18 protein-coding genes are annotated in these 16,659 nt (G+C 69.5%); 9 read left to right on the plus strand and 9 right to left on the minus strand.

Going from position 1 to position 16,659, the window contains the following annotated elements; translation table 11 throughout:
• Positions 1-565 precede the first annotated feature (565 nt).
• Genes KHC27_RS17435 through KHC27_RS17445 form a run of 3 tightly spaced genes read left to right on the plus strand, consistent with a single transcriptional unit; the run spans position 566 to position 3,695 of the window.
• On the plus strand, positions 566-1,555 hold the full coding sequence (locus tag KHC27_RS17435; protein WP_343210935.1) for an HlyD family secretion protein: 990 nt from the start codon (positions 566-568) through the stop codon (positions 1,553-1,555).
• Positions 1,552-2,505 (plus strand): ABC transporter ATP-binding protein, encoded by a 954-nt coding sequence (locus KHC27_RS17440; RefSeq protein ID WP_213340669.1) that lies wholly within the window; start codon positions 1,552-1,554, stop codon positions 2,503-2,505. The genes KHC27_RS17435 and KHC27_RS17440 overlap by 4 nt, the downstream gene beginning before the upstream one ends.
• Positions 2,502-3,695, plus strand: a complete 1,194-nt coding sequence (locus KHC27_RS17445; protein WP_213340670.1) for an ABC transporter permease — start codon at positions 2,502-2,504, stop codon at positions 3,693-3,695. The genes KHC27_RS17440 and KHC27_RS17445 overlap by 4 nt, the downstream gene beginning before the upstream one ends.
• 35 nt (positions 3,696-3,730) lie before the next feature.
• Here KHC27_RS17445 and KHC27_RS17450 read toward each other — a convergent pair whose 3' ends face one another.
• Positions 3,731-4,621, minus strand: a complete 891-nt coding sequence (locus KHC27_RS17450; protein WP_213340671.1) for an AraC family transcriptional regulator — start codon at positions 4,619-4,621, stop codon at positions 3,731-3,733.
• A 132-nt stretch (positions 4,622-4,753) separates the two neighbouring features.
• Between KHC27_RS17450 and KHC27_RS17455 the strand changes: the two genes are divergently transcribed.
• On the plus strand, positions 4,754-5,509 hold the full coding sequence (locus KHC27_RS17455) for an SDR family oxidoreductase (protein WP_213340672.1): 756 nt from the start codon (positions 4,754-4,756) through the stop codon (positions 5,507-5,509).
• Between the two features lie 109 nt (positions 5,510-5,618).
• Here KHC27_RS17455 and groL read toward each other — a convergent pair whose 3' ends face one another.
• Both groL and groES read right to left on the minus strand, forming a co-directional pair.
• Positions 5,619-7,259 carry a chaperonin GroEL gene (groL, locus tag KHC27_RS17460; protein ID WP_213340673.1) on the minus strand — a complete coding sequence of 547 codons (1,641 nt, stop codon included), beginning with the start codon at positions 7,257-7,259 and terminating at the stop codon, positions 5,619-5,621.
• Between the two features lie 67 nt (positions 7,260-7,326).
• Entirely contained in the window at positions 7,327-7,641 is a 315-nt protein-coding gene (gene groES, locus KHC27_RS17465) for a co-chaperone GroES (protein ID WP_213340674.1), read from the minus strand.
• 308 nt (positions 7,642-7,949) lie between these two features.
• On the opposite strand from groES, the gene KHC27_RS17470 reads away from it, so the two are divergent.
• Together KHC27_RS17470 and KHC27_RS17475 are read left to right on the plus strand one after the other, a co-directional pair.
• A complete protein-coding gene (locus KHC27_RS17470) occupies positions 7,950-8,258 on the plus strand; it encodes an usg protein (RefSeq protein ID WP_213340675.1) in 309 nt (102 codons plus the stop codon).
• 147 nt (positions 8,259-8,405) lie between these two features.
• Positions 8,406-9,020, plus strand: coding sequence for an exopolysaccharide biosynthesis protein (locus KHC27_RS17475; RefSeq protein WP_213340676.1), 615 nt, complete (start codon positions 8,406-8,408; stop codon positions 9,018-9,020).
• A 5-nt stretch (positions 9,021-9,025) separates the two neighbouring features.
• Here the strand turns inward: KHC27_RS17475 and KHC27_RS17480 are convergent, their stop codons facing one another.
• Positions 9,026-9,814: an SDR family oxidoreductase gene (locus KHC27_RS17480; RefSeq protein WP_213340677.1), complete on the minus strand. Its 789-nt coding sequence runs from the start codon at positions 9,812-9,814 to the stop codon at positions 9,026-9,028.
• Here KHC27_RS17480 and KHC27_RS17485 point away from each other — a divergent pair.
• The gene (locus tag KHC27_RS17485; protein WP_213340678.1) at positions 9,813-9,995 is read left to right on the plus strand and encodes a hypothetical protein; all 183 of its coding nucleotides are present in this window, start codon (positions 9,813-9,815) and stop codon (positions 9,993-9,995) included. The two genes, KHC27_RS17480 and KHC27_RS17485, sit on opposite strands and share 2 nt — an antisense overlap.
• A 72-nt stretch (positions 9,996-10,067) precedes the next feature.
• On the opposite strand, the gene KHC27_RS17490 is transcribed toward KHC27_RS17485, so the two are convergent.
• The 5 genes from KHC27_RS17490 to KHC27_RS17510 form a co-directional block, all read right to left on the minus strand.
• Positions 10,068-10,811 (minus strand): peptidase, encoded by a 744-nt coding sequence (locus KHC27_RS17490; RefSeq protein WP_213340679.1) that lies wholly within the window; start codon positions 10,809-10,811, stop codon positions 10,068-10,070.
• Positions 10,812-10,973: 162 nt separating this feature from the next.
• Positions 10,974-11,810 carry a transglutaminase family protein gene (locus tag KHC27_RS17495; RefSeq protein WP_213340680.1) on the minus strand — a complete coding sequence of 279 codons (837 nt, stop codon included), beginning with the start codon at positions 11,808-11,810 and terminating at the stop codon, positions 10,974-10,976.
• Between the two features lie 33 nt (positions 11,811-11,843).
• Positions 11,844-12,788 (minus strand): alpha-E domain-containing protein, encoded by a 945-nt coding sequence (locus tag KHC27_RS17500; RefSeq protein ID WP_213340681.1) that lies wholly within the window; start codon positions 12,786-12,788, stop codon positions 11,844-11,846.
• A gap of 11 nt (positions 12,789-12,799) precedes the next feature.
• Positions 12,800-13,423 carry a LysE family translocator gene (locus KHC27_RS17505; protein WP_213340845.1) on the minus strand — a complete coding sequence of 208 codons (624 nt, stop codon included), beginning with the start codon at positions 13,421-13,423 and terminating at the stop codon, positions 12,800-12,802.
• A gap of 149 nt (positions 13,424-13,572) precedes the next feature.
• On the minus strand, positions 13,573-14,991 hold the full coding sequence (locus tag KHC27_RS17510) for a circularly permuted type 2 ATP-grasp protein (protein WP_213340682.1): 1,419 nt from the start codon (positions 14,989-14,991) through the stop codon (positions 13,573-13,575).
• A gap of 200 nt (positions 14,992-15,191) precedes the next feature.
• Between KHC27_RS17510 and KHC27_RS17515 the strand changes: the two genes are divergently transcribed.
• Both KHC27_RS17515 and gpt read left to right on the plus strand, forming a co-directional pair.
• Entirely contained in the window at positions 15,192-15,944 is a 753-nt protein-coding gene (locus KHC27_RS17515; protein ID WP_213340683.1) for a competence/damage-inducible protein A, read from the plus strand.
• A 183-nt stretch (positions 15,945-16,127) separates the two neighbouring features.
• Positions 16,128-16,634: a xanthine phosphoribosyltransferase gene (gpt, locus tag KHC27_RS17520; RefSeq protein WP_213340684.1), complete on the plus strand. Its 507-nt coding sequence runs from the start codon at positions 16,128-16,130 to the stop codon at positions 16,632-16,634.
• Positions 16,635-16,659: the final 25 nt, after the last annotated feature.

The following is a 16,659-nucleotide window of genomic DNA, read 5'->3' on the forward strand; positions in this document are numbered from 1 at the left end:
GAGTGCGGCGCCGCGCGTTGTGGAACCGGAGGGGTAGCCCTATCCTGCACGCGGAGGATGCAATGTCCTGTCGAACCACCCATCCGCAGCCGCCCGGCTTGCCCGACCCACACGGGCCCGCCCGCCCACGGCACCGGCCGGGGCGGGGGGAACGGCGGGCCGCCCGCGCCGCGGGGCCGCTCCCGGTGTCCCGGCGCGCCCTTGTGGTGCGCCAGCGTCGCCACAGCGTGCGCCTCTTGCGCGGCAAGGGCGAGGGTTTTCCGCCCCGGTCCGGCCCCGGCGACCGCTGGCGGTGCGCCGGTGGCCACGCGGGGTTGCGCGGCATCAATGCGCGGGGGACGGCGTGCGGTGATACCTCCAGCGCTGCCGGGGCGCGCGTCTCCCATCGCCGCCGCGCGCCGGCGGGGGTGGCGGCGACCCGGGCGAGCGGTAGTGAGCGGCGGCCGCGCCGTCCCGGCTGGAGCAGGATATGAACGTGCCGTGCCGTCGCTTGGCATTTCTCAGCGCCCGCGCCTGTCGTGCCTCCGGCCGGCGCCGTGCGTCCGCTCTCGCGGGGTGGCTCGGCGTGCTGGCCTGTGCCGGCCTGCTCGCCGGCTGCGGCGAGGCCGCGCCGCCGCGCTTCCAGGGCTATGCCGAGGGCGACACCGTGTTCGTCGGGCCCGACGAGGCCGGCCGCCTCGTCACGCTCGACGTGGAGGAGGGCGACCGGGTGACGCCGGGCACCCCGCTCTTCGCCGTGGAGGACGCGCTGCAGGCCGCCGAGCTGGCGCAGACACAGGCCAGCCTCGCCCAGGCCCAGTCCGAGCTTGCCAATCTGCGCGAGGCCACCCAGCGGCCGGAGGAGCTGGAGGTGCTGAAGGCGGCGGAGCGCCGCGCCGCCGCCGCGCTCGACCTCTCCCGCCTCGAACTGGAGCGCCAGAAGGAGCTGACCGAGAAGAAGGTCGGCTCGCAGGCCGCGCTCGACACCGCCCAGCACACCTACGACCAGAACGCCGCCGCGCTCGACGAGGCCCGCAACCGCATCGCCGCCGGGGCGCTGGCCGGGCGCACCCACCAGATCGCCGCGGCGGAACAGGCGGTGGCGGTGGCGGAGGCCAACCGCGCCGCCGCGCAGGTGCGGCTCGACCGCCGCCGCCGCGTCGCCCCGGTGGGCGGCAGCGTCGAGACGGTGTATTTCCGGCCGGGCGAGCTGGTGCCGGCGGGGCGGCCGGTGCTCGCCATCCTGCCGCCGGAGCGCATAAGGGTGCGCTTCTTCGTGCCGGAACCGGCGCTGCCGCGCTTCCGCACCGGCACGGTGGTGAACGTGACCTGCGACGGCTGCGCCGCCGCCATCCCGGCGCGGGTGAGCTTCATCGCCGCCAGCGCGGAATACACCCCGCCGGTGATCTACAGCCTCGACGAGCGGGCGAAGCTGGTCTTCATGCTGGAGGCGCGCCCGCAGGACCCCGCCGCGCTGCGGCCCGGCCAGCCGGTGACGGTGACGCTCGCCGCGGAAGGCACGGCGCCGGCGGGTACGGCGCCGGCAGGGAATGCGCCGGCGGGGACCGCACCATGAGCGCGGCTTTGCCCGGCCTGGCGCCCGAGCCCGACGACGTGATCGAGGTGGAGGGGCTGACCAAGGCGTTCGGCGGCCGCGCCGTGGTGCGCGACCTCTCCATGCGGGTGCGGCGCGGCCAGATCTACGGTTTCCTCGGCCCCAACGGCTCGGGCAAGACCACCACCATCCGCATGCTGTGCGGGCTGCTGACGCCGGACAGCGGCCGCGGCACCTGCCTCGGCCTCGACATCCTGACGCAGTCGCGCGAAATCCGCCGCCATGTCGGCTACATGGCGCAGCGCTTCAGCCTCTACGCCGATCTCACCGTCCGCGAGAACCTCGAATTCGTCGCCCGGGTCTATGGCGTGCCGCAGCCGGTGAAGGCGGCGCGGGCGGCGGTGGAGCGGCTCGGCCTCGGCGGGCGCGAGCGCCAGCTCGCCGGCTCGCTCTCCGGCGGCTGGAAGCAGCGCCTCGCGCTCGGCGCCTGCATCCTGCCCTCGCCGCGCCTGCTGCTGCTCGACGAGCCCACCGCCGGGGTCGACCCCAAGGCGCGGCGCGAGTTCTGGGGGCAGATCCACCAGCTCGCCGCCGACGGGCTCACCGTGCTGGTCTCGACCCACTACATGGACGAGGCCGAGCGCTGCCACGCCATCGCCTATATCGCCTATGGCGAGGTGCTGGCGCAGGGCACGGTGGCGGAGGTGGTGGCCGGGGCCGGGCTTTCCACCGTCACCGTCTCCGGCGCCGATCCCGCCGCGCTGATGGCCGAGCTTCAGGGCCGACCGGGCATCGAGCTCATCGCCCCGTTCGGCGCCAGCGTGCATGTCGGCGGGCGCGACCGTGCGGCGCTGGAGGCGGCGGTCGCGCCGCTGCGGGCGCGCGACGGGCTCGCGGTGCGGCCGGACGCGCCGACGCTGGAGGACGTGTTCATCGACCTGATGAACCGCTCGCAGGACAATTTCCGATGACGCCGCCCGGCCCCGAGGGCTTGCCGGGCCTGCCCGCCCCGGCGGGCGGCGGCTTCTTCCGCCGCGTCGGCGCCATGATGCGCAAGGAATTCCTGCAATTGCAGCGGGACCGGGTGTCCTTCGCCACCATGATCCTGATCCCGCTGCTGCAGCTCGTGCTGTTCGGCTACGCCATCAACACCACGCCGCGCCACCTGCCGACCGCGGTGCTGGCGCATGAGAACACCGCGCTGACCCGCGCCATCCTCGCCGCGCTGGAGAACACCGGCTATTTCGCGCTCACCGCCCGCCCCGCGGACGAGGCGGCGGCGGAAGCGCTGGTGCGCGCGGGGCAGGTGCTGTTCGTGGTGGAGATACCCGCCGGCTTCGAGCGCGCGGTGCGCCGCGGCGAGAGCCCGGCGCTGCTGGTGGCGGCCGACGCCACCGACCCCGTCGCCTCGGGCAGCGCGCTTTCCGCGCTGTCCCAGATCGTCGAGCGGGCGGTGGCGCGGGAGCGCTTCGCCGGCGAGGGCGGGCCGCAGGGCAGCGGCACCGAGACGGCGCCACCCGCCTTCGTCATCCGCACCCATCCCCGCTACAACCCGGCGGCGGTGACCCAGCTCAACATCGTGCCCGGCCTGCTCGGCACCATCCTCACCATGACCATGCTGATCTTCACCGCGCTCTCGGTGACGCGCGAGGTGGAGCGCGGCACGATGGAGACGCTGCTCGCCATGCCGATCCGCCCGGTCGAGATCATGCTGGGCAAGATCGCGCCCTATGTCATGGTCGGGGCGGTGCAGGCGGGGATGATCCTGCTGGCGGGCTGGTATGTGTTCGGGGTGCCGATGGTGGGCTCGCTGGCGCTGCTGGTGGCGCTGACCGCGCTGTTCATCGTCGCCAATCTCTCGATCGGCTACACCTTCTCCACCGTGGCGCAGAACCAGCTCCAGGCGGTGCAGATGACCTTCATGTACTTCCTGCCGAACATCCTGCTGTCCGGCTTCATGTTTCCCTTCGCCGGCATGCCGCGCTGGGCACAGTGGCTCTCCGAGACCATGCCGCTGACCCACTATCTGCGCATCGTGCGCGGCATCATGCTGAAGGGCGCGGACGCGGCCGACCTCGCGCGGGACATCGCGATGCTGGCGGCGATCATGCTGGTCGCGATGCTGATCGCGGTGAGCCGGTTCCGGCAGACGCTGGACTGAGGGGGAGGCGGCATCCCGCCTCGGCCGGCCCCGCCTCAGGCGGCGGTCCGGGCCCGGTCCCGCACCGCCTTCATGTCCCGCACCGGCGGCAGGCCGAACATCCGGCCATATTCCCGGGTGAATTGCGGCACGCTCTCATAGCCCACCGCGAAGGCCGCCTGGCTGGCCGTCGCCCCCTGCGCCAGCATCAGCCGCCGCGCCTCGATCAGCCGCAGCTGCTTCTGGAACTGCAGCGGCGACAGCGAGGTCACCGCCCGGAAGTGGTGGTGAAAGGTGGAGGGGCTCATGCCCGCCACGCCGGCGAGGCGCTCCACCGGCAGCGGACGGGCGAAGTCGGCGCGCAGCACCGCCACGGCGCGCGCGATGCGCTGGCCGACGCTGTCGGGCCAGCCGAGGCGGCGGAGCGCCGGGCCGTGCCGCCCGGCCAGCAGCCAATAGTGCATCTCGCGCGTGAGCTGGGCCTGCAGCACCGGAAGGGATTCCGGCCGGTCGAGCAGCCGCATCAGCCGCAGCGCCGCATCCGCAACCTCGCTGTCGGTGGGCTCGACCCGCACGGGGGAGGGGTCGGCGAGGCCGACCGCCTTCATCTCCACCATGAGGTCGGCGATGACGACCGGATCGAGCTCCAGCACGAGGGAAAGATAGGGCGCGGCGACGCTGGCGCGGGTGATCTGGCTGACGATGGGCACGTCGGCGGTGATCAGCAGCGAATCGCCCGCCGCGAAGGCGAAGGTCCGGCTTCCCATGGAGACCTGCTTGCCACCCTGCACCACCAGACAGATCAGCGGCCGGGAAATGGCGTGGACGAGGTCGCTCGCCGCCGTTGCCCGAACGGTGCCGAGGCCGGGTATGGCGGTCGCGGCCACGCCGTCGGTGTCGGCATGGGCCTCGGCATGGCGGCGGACGGCGTCGAACAGCGTGGTCATCGGGCGATCCTACTCCCTTGGCCGCGGGCGCGCACCCATTCCGGAGGATCAGGCAAGGAACGCCGAGCTTCCGGCAACAACGCGCGGCGCGCCTGCAGGATACCGGAATGGTCACGCTAGAGGAGTTGGACCATGACCACGATCAGCCTCATCACCGGCGGCAGCCGCGGGCTCGGCCGCAATACCGCGCTCAGCATCGCCCGGCGCGGCGGCGATGTCGTTTTCACCTATCGCAGCCGACGCGAGGAAGCCGACGCGCTGGTCGCCGAGATCGGCGCCCTGGGCCGCACGGCCGTCGCGCTGGCTCTCGACACGGGGGAAGTTGCCAGCTTCGCGCCGTTCGCGGAGCGGCTGCGGACCGCGCTGCGGGAGAGCTGGGGGCGCGAGACCTTCGATCATCTCGTGAACAATGCCGGGCATGGCGACTACGCCGCGATCGCCGAGACGACGGAGGCGCAGTTCGACGGGCTGTTCGACGTGCACGTCAAGGGTGTGTTCTTCCTCACCCAGGCGCTGCTGCCGCTGCTCGCGGATGGCGGCCGCATCGTGAACCTGTCCTCCGGCCTCACCCGCATGGCCCATCCGGGCTTCGCCGCCTATGCCGCGGCGAAGGGCGCGGTTGAGGTGCTGTCGGTCTACATGGCCAGGGAACTCGGGGCGCGGGGCATCGCGGTGAACACGGTGGCGCCGGGCGCGATCGAGACCGATTTCGGCGGCGGCGCCGTCCGCGACAATGCCGAGCTCAACCGGAGCTTCGCGCAGGCGACCGCGCTCGGCCGCGTGGGGGTGCCGGACGATATCGGCCCGATGATCGCGAGCCTGCTGTCGCCGGACAATCGCTGGGTGAACGCGCAGCGGATCGAGGTGTCGGGCGGGCAGGGCCTCTGAGGCGGCGTCCGATCGCCCAAAGAAAAAGGGCGCGGCTTTCGCCGCGCCCTTCCGTATGCTGAAGCCGATGGACGTCGATCAGACGTCGTGGCGTCCAGATGGACGTCGATCAGAAGTCCATGCCGCCCATGCCGCCGCCGCCGGGCATGGCGGGGGCCGCGCCGGCCTTCTTCGGCAGCTCGGCGATCATCGCCTCGGTGGTGATGAGCAGCGAGGCGACCGAGGCCGCGTTCTGCAGCGAGGAGCGCAGCACCTTGGTCGGGTCGATGACGCCGGCCTTGAACATGTCGACATACTCGCCGGTCTGGGCGTTGAAGCCGTAGGCGTAGCTGTCCTGCTCGAGGATCTTGCCGACGATCAGCGAGCCGTCTTCGCCCGCGTTCGAGGCGATCTGGCGGGCCGGGGACTGGATCGCCTTGCGGACGATCTCGATGCCGGTCTTCTGGTCGCTGTTCTGGGTCGCGATGCCGTCCAGCGCCTTGACCGAACGCAGCAGCGCGACGCCGCCGCCCGGCAGGATGCCTTCCTCGACCGCCGCGCGGGTGGCGTGCAGCGCGTCGTCAACGCGATCCTTCTTCTCCTTCACCTCGACCTCGGTCGCGCCGCCGACGCGGATCACCGCGACGCCGCCGGCGAGCTTGGCCAGACGCTCCTGGAGCTTCTCGCGGTCGTAGTCCGAGGTGGTCTCCTCGATCTGCGCCTTGATCTGGGCGACGCGGCCCTCGATGTCGGCCTTCTGGCCGGCGCCGTCGACGATGGTGGTGTTCTCCTTCTCGATCACCACCTTCTTGGCGCGGCCGAGCATGGCAAGGGTCACGCTGTCGAGCTTGATGCCGAGATCGTCGGAGATCGCCTCGCCGCCGGTCAGGATCGCGATGTCCTGCAGCATGGCCTTGCGACGGTCACCGAAGCCGGGGGCCTTCACCGCCGCGACCTTCAGGCCGCCGCGCAGCTTGTTGACGACGAGCGTGGCCAGGGCCTCGCCCTCGACGTCCTCGGCGATGATCAGCAGGGGCTTGGAGGTCTGCACCACGGCCTCGAGGACCGGCAGCAGCTCCTGAAGGCCGGAGAGCTTCTTCTCGTGGATGAGGATGTAGGGGTCCTCGAACTCCACGCGCATCTTCTCGGCGTTGGTGATGAAGTAGGGCGAGAGATAGCCGCGGTCGAACTGCATGCCCTCGACGACGTCGAGCTCGGTGTCGGCGGTCTTGGCTTCCTCGACGGTGATGACACCCTCGTTGCCGACCTTCTGCATCGCCTCGGCGAGGAACTTGCCGACATCGGCGTCGCCATTGGCGGAGATGGTGCCGACCTGGGCGATCTCCTCATTGGAGGTGACTTCGCGCGAGTTCTTCTTCAGGTCCGCCACGATGGCCTCGACCGCGAGGTCGATGCCGCGCTTCAGGTCCATCGGGTTCATGCCGGCGGCAACCGCCTTGGCGCCTTCCTTCACGATGGCCTGGGCGAGCACGGTGGCGGTGGTGGTGCCGTCACCGGCGAGGTCGTTGGTCTTCGAGGCCACTTCGCGCACCATCTGGGCGCCCATGTTCTCGAACTTGTCCTCGAGCTCGATCTCCTTGGCGACGGAAACGCCGTCCTTGGTGATGCGGGGAGCGCCGAAGCTCTTCTCGATGACGACGTTGCGGCCCTTGGGGCCGAGCGTGACCTTCACCGCGTTGGCGAGGATGTCGACGCCGCGCAGCATCTTCTCGCGCGCATCGCCGGCAAATTTTACTTCCTTGGCAGCCATTTCAGAATTCTCCGGGAGAAGCGTTGGGCTTCGTTTCGGCAAAGGGAATCAGGGGCGGGCGCCCCGCTCACGCGGCCTTCTGGGCCGGCGCGGTGACGTCGAGGACGCCGAGGAGGTCCGACTCCTTCATGATGAGGTAGTCGACCCCGTCGATCTTCACCTCGGTGCCCGACCACTTGCCGAACAGCACGCGGTCGCCCGCCTTCACATCGAGCGGGACCAGCTTGCCGGCCTCGTCGCGGGCCCCGGGGCCGACGGCGACGACTTCGCCCTGCGAAGGCTTTTCCTTGGCGGTATCGGGAATGATGATGCCGCCCGCGGTCTTCTGTTCGGCATCGACGCGCTTCACGACGACGCGGTCATGCAGAGGACGGAATTTCATCGCATCTCTCCAGAAAGCTTTGGAATCCAAATGTTCCGGCCGCGCCCGAACCGAGCCAGCGCGCGACCGGCCGTCATCTAGGACCCCTCCCGTACGGGCGCAAGGGGGCCGGCGCAAAATTTTGGCAGTCGGGGGGCGCGAGTGCCAGAGGTGGCGGGTGGAGGCGCGCGGAACTGTCAGCACTCCTTCACGCATGCTGCCAATGCCTTGATTTTGAACGCGAAATCCAATTTTTCCCCTTGCCGTCCGGGCGGTCTCGCCGCACCCTTGTCCCATCCCGGATCCTGTCGACGCGAAGGAGGGTGAATATGCGGACGGAGCGTGCGGTAAGCGGTGTCGGAACCTCGCGGGTGTCGCGGGACTTCGTGAAGCAGCTCGAAGGCTACGGCCTCACCACGGCCCACATCCTCTACCGCATGCCGGACCATCCCTCGCTGCTGCAGACCTATCTCTGGCAGCATTACGATCTCTGCCCGGCCTTTCCCGAGCTGAACCGCTTCCTCGCCTTCTGGCGCCGCGAGCTGGAAGGACCGCTCCATTCGGTGACGGTCGCCCATTCGCGGCTGGTCAAGCCGGCGGAACTGCGGGCGGTGGACGGGGTTTTCCTGTTGAACTGAGCCGCGCGGGCGGTTCCATGGCACCGTGAGGATGGCCCGCCGGCCGTGGAAAGCACGCCGGCGGCCGCCGGGGCCTCTTCTCGCCGCGATTGCCGTGCTATACGGCCCGGCCCGGACGCCCGCTGGCGGCCGGACAGCCGTACCGCAATGGGCAGTCTCGTGGATCACCGCAGTCCTCGCACCTCCGAACTCCTCTCGGCGATCGTCACCGCCCATTCGGCGGAGCGCATCTCGCTCGGGGAGCTGGTGCGCGCGCTGCGTAACCGAGCCTTCGGCCTCACCGTGCTGCTGTTCGGCATCCCCAACTGCCTGCCGATGCCGCCGGGCATTCCCGTGCTCTGCGGCGTGGTGCTCTGCCTCGTGGGCGTGCAGATGGCGATCGGCCGGGACGAGCTGTGGCTGCCGGGCTGGCTGGCGCGGCGCACCCTCTCGCGCGCGCTGCTGGAGAAGATCATCGGCCGGGCGCTGCCTTGGGTGAAGCGCTTCGAGGTCTATTCGCGGCCGCGGCAGGCCTTCTTCTCCGGCCCCACCGCGCGCAGCGTGGTCGGGCTGATGATCGTCGTGCTCGGCCTGCTGCTGATGCTGCCCATCCCGATCTTTGGCAACCTGCCGCCGGGGATCGCGGTGTGCATCCTCGGCCTCGGGCTGGTGGAGCGCGACGGCGCCTTCATCATCGCCGGCATCGTCGCCACCCTCGTCAGCCTCGGGGTGATGGGGCTGCTGAGCTGGCTGCTGTTCCAGGGCGCGCTGGCGGTGTTCTGACGCCCTCAGCCGCGGCCGACGAAGGGCGCGTTGGTCGCCATCACCGTCATGAACAGCACATTCGCGTCCAGCGGCAGGCTCGCCATATAGGCGACCGCCCGGGCGGCGTGGACGGGGTCGAAGGTCGGCTCCACCATGATCTGGCCGTTGGGCTGCAGGATGCCCGCCTTCATCCCCGCCGCCATGTCGGTGTCGGCATTGCCGATGTCGATCTGGCCGCAGGCGATGGAATGGGCCCGGCCTTCCAGCGCGACCTGCCGGGTCAGCCCGCTCACCGCGTGCTTGGTGGCGGTGTAGGGGGCGGTGTTGGGCCGCGGCGTGTGGGCCGAGATCGAGCCGTTGTTGATGATGCGCCCGCCCCTGGGCTCCTGCGCCTTCATCAGCCGCACCGCGTGCTGGATGCACAGGAACACGCCGGTCAGGTTCACCGCCAGCACCGACTGCCAGTCCGCGAGCGCTACGTCCTCGATCGGGCGGGCGGGCGACCAGCCGCCGGCATTGTTGAACAGCAGGTCGAGCCGGCCATGGCGTTCGCGGATCGCCTCGAACAGCGCCGCCACCGAGTCGGGATCGGCCACATCCGCCGGCACCACCTGGGCCTCGCCGCCGAAGCGGCTGGCGATGTCGCTGGCCAAGGCCTCCAGCGGGCCGGCCCGGCGCCCGGTGAGCACCAAGGTAAAGCCGGCCTCGGCGAGGGCGAGCGCGGCGGCCTTGCCGATGCCGGAGCCGGCGCCGGTGACGAGGGCGATGCGCGGGTGGCCGGCGGGGAGAGCGGCGATTCGGGCCTCGGTCATGGGCGTCCTCCTCTTGCGCGGGCGGCGGCGCCTCCCGTCGCGGAACCACGGCTTTGGTGTCGCGTTATATCAGCAGGATCAAGGTCGAACGACAGGAAAGGACAGGATCATGCCCGCGATTCTGATGTGGCTCATCGGTATTCCGATTCCGATCATCATCATCCTCTACCTGCTCACCTGACCGGCGAGCGGCGAGAACTTTCACGGTACTGGCGCCGGAGCGGAAAATCCCGTCTCCGGCGCCGGTCGTTTTTCACTTCGGCTGGTAGGGCGGGCGCGGGATCGAGGTGTGGGCCTGCCGCAGCGCCGCCGACCAGCGCTCGCGCAGGTCGTGGAAATAGGGCTCGCCCGGCTCGATGCGGTGGTTCAGCTCGGCCTTGCCGGCGTCGCGGCGGGCAATGAGGATGTCGATCGGCATGCCGACCCCGATGTTCGAGCGCATGGTCGAATCCATCGATATCAGGCCGGATTTCAGCGCGTCGTAGAGGTCGGTGTCGTAGGAAATCGAGCGGTCCAGCACCGGCTTGCCGTATTTGTGCTCGCCGATCTGCAGGAACGGGGTGTCGTTGGTGCACTCGATGAAGTTGCCGGCGGCGTAGAGCATGAAGAGCCGCATCCGCCCGCCATTCACCTGCCCGCCGAACAGGAAGGAGACGTCGAAGCGCACGTCCGCTTCCTTGAGCCCCTCGCCATAGAGCGTGTGCACATGGCGGATCGCCCGGCCCACCAGTTCCGCCCCGCGGAACATGCTGGTGACGTCGGCGAGAAGCTGCTTCTTGCCGGTTTCCGGGTCTTCGAGGCCTTCCTGAAGGGTGGAGATCACGGCCTGCGAGATCGAGAGGTTGCCCGCGGTCGATAGCGCCATGATATGGCGGCCGGGTTCCTCGAAAATGTGCAGCTTGCGGAAGGTGGAGACGTTGTCGAGCCCCGCATTGGTGCGGGTGTCCGCGATCATCACCAGCCCGTCGCGAACGAGTATGCCGCAACAATACGTCATGAATGCATGCCCCAGTCACTGTCCGTCCGCTTGCGCGCTCTTATAGCGCGGTTTCGCGTCAGGTAACCCTTTTGATGCAGGTTTCGTGATGCCGCCATGGGTGGGGCGGCGCGACCTGTAGCCGCTGTCCGCTGCGGCGGCGCGTGGTGCGGGCCGGTTGGCTCAGCCCTGGATCTGCCGGCCCGACTGGTCGACAGTGATCGCGACCGAGAGTTTCTCCTCGCCCCCGCCATAGCGATTGCCCCGCACCGGTGCGGCGCCGAGATAGTCGAGCCCCACCGCGACGCGGACATAGGAATCGGTCGGGCACACATCGTTGGTGGCGTCGAAGCCGACCCAGCCCAGCCCCTCGACATAGGCTTCCGCCCAGGCATGGCCGGCCTGGTGCCCGGCGCCGTCGCCGGGGGTGGCCCCGTCGCCGACGAGATAGCCGCTGACATAGCGGGTCGGAATCGACAGGTGCCGCGCGCAGGCGGCGAAGATGTGGGCGTAGTCCTGGCAGACCCCGCGCTTCAGCTCGAACGCCTCCCGCGCCGAGGTGGAGGGCTGGGTCGGGTCGGGATCATAGGTCATGGCGGCATTCAGCGCGCCCATCAGCCCGTGCAGCTTCTCCAGCCGGTCGCTCAGGCCGGTGGTCGCCTGCTCGGCGAAGCCGCGCAGCTCGCCATGCGGCTCGGTCAGCTCGGTCTGGCGCAGGTAGAGCGAGGGGTGGAAGCGCTCCACCGTGCCGCGCACCACGCCGGAGGTGTCCTGCGTCTCGACTTCCCCTTCCACCAGCACCCGCAGCTCGGCGATGGGTCCGTCCAGCGCGAAGGTGTGGGTGAGGTTGCCGAAGGCGTCGTCATGGGCCTGGAGCCGGCAGCTCTCGGACACGTCGATCCGCCACGACACGACATATTGCCCGTCATGGCTGCGCGGCGTGAGGCGCAGGATCTGGATCGCGCCGAGCGCCGGCGGGTCGTAGCGATAGACAGTGGCGTGATTCACGCGGATACGCATAGGCCGGCACCCTAGCCCGAGGACGGGACGACGTTAGACCAGATATTGCTCGGTGATGCTGCCGCCGAGACGGTTGTTCTCGGCGATGAAGCTGTCGATGTATTCGTGCAGCCCGGTCTGGAAAATCTCCTCCATGCGGCTGTTGCCGAGGCGGGTGAGGTTGGAGCGGGCGATACGCTGGGCGGTGCCCTGCCGGCCGTAATAGGCGGCGATGTCGTCGAGATAGCGCGAGATGTTCTGGTAGCAGCTCGTCAGCGAGCGCGGCATCTGGGCGTTGAGGATCAGCAGGTCGGCCACCAGCCACGGTTTCACGCTCTGCCGGTAGACCCAGTGGAACGAGGTCAGCGCCGACACCGAGCGCAGGATGGAAGCCCACTGGAAATAGTCGAGCGGGCCGCCGACATGCTCCGATTCCGGCAGCAGCACGTGATACTTCACGTCAAGGATGCGGGCGGTGTTGTCGGCGCGCTCCACATACATGCCGACCCGCGAGAACCAGAACGCGTCGTTGCGCAGCATGGTGCGGTAGGCGGCGCCGTCGAAGCGCAGCGAGGTCTCCTTCACAAAGGCGAGGAAGCGGGCCAGCTCCTCACGCGTCATGTTCTTGGTGGAATAGCGCTTCAGCTCCAGCCAGGCGGAGTTGATGGTCTCCCACATCTCCATCGTCAGCGCGGTGCGCACCGAGCGCGCATTGGTGCGGGCGATCTCGAAGCAGTTGCGGATGGAGGAGGGATTCTCCGGCGCGAAGGCGAGGAAGGCCACGACATTGGCCTCGTTCACCGCGTCGCCATGCACCTCGCGGAACAGGTCGGCGCAGCCGGCGGTGAGCAGCGCCGAGCTCCATTCATTGGTCGAGCCGCCATAGGCCGCGGGCAGCTGCGCCAGGCGCTGCGACACGTCGAGGATGCGGGCAAGGCACTCCGCGCGCTCCATGTAGCGGGCGAGCCAGTAAAGATTGTCGGCGGTGCGAGAGAGCATGGGATCCCAGTCTATTTGGCGTGACGCCACGCCAGGGTGGCCACCCCGGCGCCGATCAGGAGCGTGCCGCCCGCGCGGTTGACCGCGGCGACGACACGAGCGTTTCCGATGGAGCCCCGCAGCCGTCCGGCGACGAGGGCGTAGGTGAAGGCGTTGAGCGCGGCAAGCACCAGGAAGGTGGTCTCGAAGACCGCCATCTGGGCGAGGAAGCTGCGCGAGGGGTCGAGGAACTGCGGCAGGAAGGCGACGAAGAAGGTGATGCTCTTGGGGTTGAGCGCCGTCACCACCCAGGCGTGCAGCAGCATGCGCCGCGGCGAGCCGCTTGGGCGCGCGTCGGGCAGGGCGCCCGCGCCGGCGGAACGCCACAGCTTGATGCCGAGCCAGATCAGATAGGCCGCGCCGACCCACTTCAGCGCCGTGAACAGCGCCGCCGACGCCGCCAGCAGCGCGCCGAGGCCGAGCATGGAGAGGGTCATCGCGGTGAAGTCGCCGAGCGCGACGCCGGTCGCGACCGGCAGCGCCACCCGGCGGCCCTGGCCGAGCGCATAGGACACCACCAGCAGGATGGTCGGCCCCGGAATGACCAGCAGCACCGCCGAGGCGGCGACGAAGGCCAGCCAGCTTTCCAGCGGCATCAGGTCGATCGGCATCTGCACCCCCTCGCGTCAGTTGCCCGGTCCGTCATCGCCCCGCGGAAGGGGCCGGCGGCGGGCGCTGTGCTGCGCCTCGTGGCTGCCGGTCCGTTCCCGCGCGGCTCGCGCGCGTCACATTCGCGACCCCGCGCTCATTCGTCGAGCACCCAGGTGTCCTTGGTGCCGCCGCCCTGGCTGGAGTTCACCACCAGCGAGCCGGCCTGCAGCGCCACCCGGGTGAGGCCGCCCGGCACGATGCGGGTGCGGTCGGCGCCGGTCAGCACGAAGGGGCGCAGGTCGACATGGCGCGGCGCGATGCCCTCCTCGACGAAGGTGGGGCAGGTGGACAGCGCCAGCGTCGGCTGGCCGATGAAGTTGGTCGGGTCCTGCTTCAGCTTGGCGCGGAACATCTCGATCTGCGCCTTGTCGGCGCGCGGACCGATCAGCATGCCGTAGCCGCCCGAGCCGTGGACTTCCTTCACCACCAGCTCTTCGAGGTGGTCGAGCACGTATTTCAGGTGGTCGGGCTCGCGGCAGCGCCAGGTCGGCACGTTCTTCAGCAGCGGCTCCTCGCCGAGATAGAACCGCACGATCTCCGGCATGTAGCTGTAGACCGCCTTGTCGTCGGCGACGCCGGTGCCCACCGCATTGGTGAGGGTGACGTTGCCGGCGTGGTAGGCGCTCATCAGCCCCGGCACGCCGAGCATGCTGTCCGGCCGGAAGGCGAGGGGGTCGATGAAGTCGTCGTCGAGCCGGCGGTAGATCACGTCGACGCGCTTCGGCCCCTCGGTCGTGCGCATGTAGACGACATCGTTCTTGATGAAGAGGTCGCGCCCCTCCACCAGCTCGACGCCCAGCTTGTCGGCGAGGAAGGAGTGCTCGTAATAGGCGGAATTATAGATGCCCGGCGTCAGCACCACGACGTTGGGGTCGCTGCTCGAGGTGACGGGGGCGAGCGACTTGAGCGTCGCCAGCAGCTCGTCGGTGTAGTTCTCGACCGGGGCGACGCGGTTCTCGGAGAACAGCTCCGGGAACAGCCGCATCATGATCTCGCGGTTCTCCAGCATGTAGGAGACGCCGGAGGGGGTGCGGGCATTGTCCTCGAGGACATAGAAGGTTTCGGCGTCGATGCGCACCACGTCGATGCCGGCGATGTGCACATAGAGGTCGTGCGGCACCTTCTGGCCGTTCATCTCCGGGCGGAACGCCGGGTTCTGGTAGACGAGGTCCTCCGGCACGACGCCGGCCTTGAGGATTTCCCGCCGGGAATAGATGTCCTTGAGGTAGAGGTTGAGCGCCTTGGTGCGCTGCTCCAGCCCGCGCGACAGCCGCTGCCACTCATTGTTGGTGAGGATGCGCGGGATGATGTCGAACGGGATGAGCCGTTCCTGGGCGTCGCTGTCGCCATAGACGGCGAATGTGATGCCGATGCGCCGGAAGATGAACTCGGCTTCCTTGCGACGGTAGTCGAGGACGTCCGGAGGGACCTCTTTGAGCCATCGGGAGAGGGCGGCATAGGCGGTTCGGATCGAACCGTCCACATTGGTCATTTCGTCGAACGCGACGGTCATTGGCGGACTTCTACTCCCCTGCTGACTCACGTTAGCTACAAACCGCGTGCCATAGGAAGAGCCTGAACGGTGGCCGCCGGAGCAAATTCGTCACGGGCGCCGGTCATGCACATTGTTGAGGCGTCCTGCCGAGGCTTGCGGCGCGGCTTGCGTTCATTTGGGGCGGCGCTATCCATCGGGGCCGCATGGGAGGGAATCGAATGGGCACGACGGATACCCCGGTAACGGCGGCGCTGCTGGTGATCGGCGACGAAATCCTCTCCGGCCGCACCAAGGACCGGAACATCGGCTACATCGCGGAATACCTCACCGCCATCGGCATCGACCTGTCGGAGGTGCGGGTGGTGCCGGACATCGAGGCCGAGATCGTCGCCGCGGTGAACGCGCTGAGGGCGCGCTACACCTATGTGTTCACCACCGGCGGCATCGGCCCCACCCATGACGACATCACCGCCGATTCGGTGGCGAAGGCGTTCGGCGTGCCGATCGACGTCGATCCCCGCGCCCGCGCCATGCTGCTGGAGCGCATCCCCGAGGCCGACCTGAACGAGGCCCGGCTGCGGATGGCGCGGATTCCCCAGGGTGCCGAGCTGGTCGCCAACAAGGTGTCGAAGGCGCCGGGCTTCTGGATCGGCAACGTCATCGTCATGGCGGGGGTGCCCACCATCATGCAGGCGATGCTCGACGAGGTGGCGCCGAAGCTCGCCACCGGGCGGCGGATGCTCTCCGAGACGGTGCAGGCCAACGCCAAGGAAGGCGACATCGGCGGCCCGCTCGCCGCCATCGCCGCGGCCCATCCCGAAACCTCGATCGGCAGCTATCCCTTCATCGCCGAGGACGGCCGCCCCAACACCAATCTGGTGGTGCGCGCCCGCGACGCGGAAAAGCTCGCGGCGGCTCTGGCCGATGTCCAGGCGATGGTGACCGCGATCGCGCAGCGGGGTTCGCGCTGAGGGCGGGCGAGCGCATCCCGGGGCGAGCCGGGGCGGCCCGGTGCTCTGGGGTAACCATCGCCGGTAGCGCCGCCGGTCGCCGGGCGATGGCGTGGCCGGCCTCGTTCGGCGCGCCTGTGTTGCAACCGGCTCGGCCCGTGCTCTAAGGATGCGCGGCAGATCGACCTCGCCGGGATACGCGACATGACCGACAGCCGCCAGCAGAAGGCCTTCCCCGTTTCGTGGGACCAGTTCCACCGCGACGCCCGTGCGCTGGCCTGGCGGCTGGCCGGGGCCGGGCCGTTCGAGGGCATCGTCTGCATCACCCGTGGCGGGCTGGTTCCCGCCGCCATCGTGGCGCGCGAGCTCGGCACCCGGCTGATCGAGACGGTGTGCATCGCCAGCTATCACGACTACCAGAACCAGGGCGAGATGCAGGTGCTGAAGCCCATCGCCGAGGCGGTGTTCGCCGCCGGCCGCGAGGGCGGGGAGGGGCTGCTGGTCATCGACGACCTCGTCGATACCGGCAAGACCGCCAGCCTCGTGCGCGCCATGCTGCCCAAGGCGCATTTCGCCACGGTCTACGCCAAGCCGCTGGGGCGGCCGGTGGTCGACACCTTCATCACCGAGGTGAGCCAGGACACCTGGATCTATTTTCCCTGGGACATGGGGCTGAGCTTCCAGCCGCCGATCCGCGACGGCGTGGCCTGAGCGGGCGCACCCGGCCCGCCGGGCC

It is taken from the genome of Ancylobacter lacus (assembly GCF_018390635.1).
Taxonomy (GTDB): Bacteria; Pseudomonadota; Alphaproteobacteria; order Rhizobiales; family Xanthobacteraceae; genus Ancylobacter; species Ancylobacter lacus.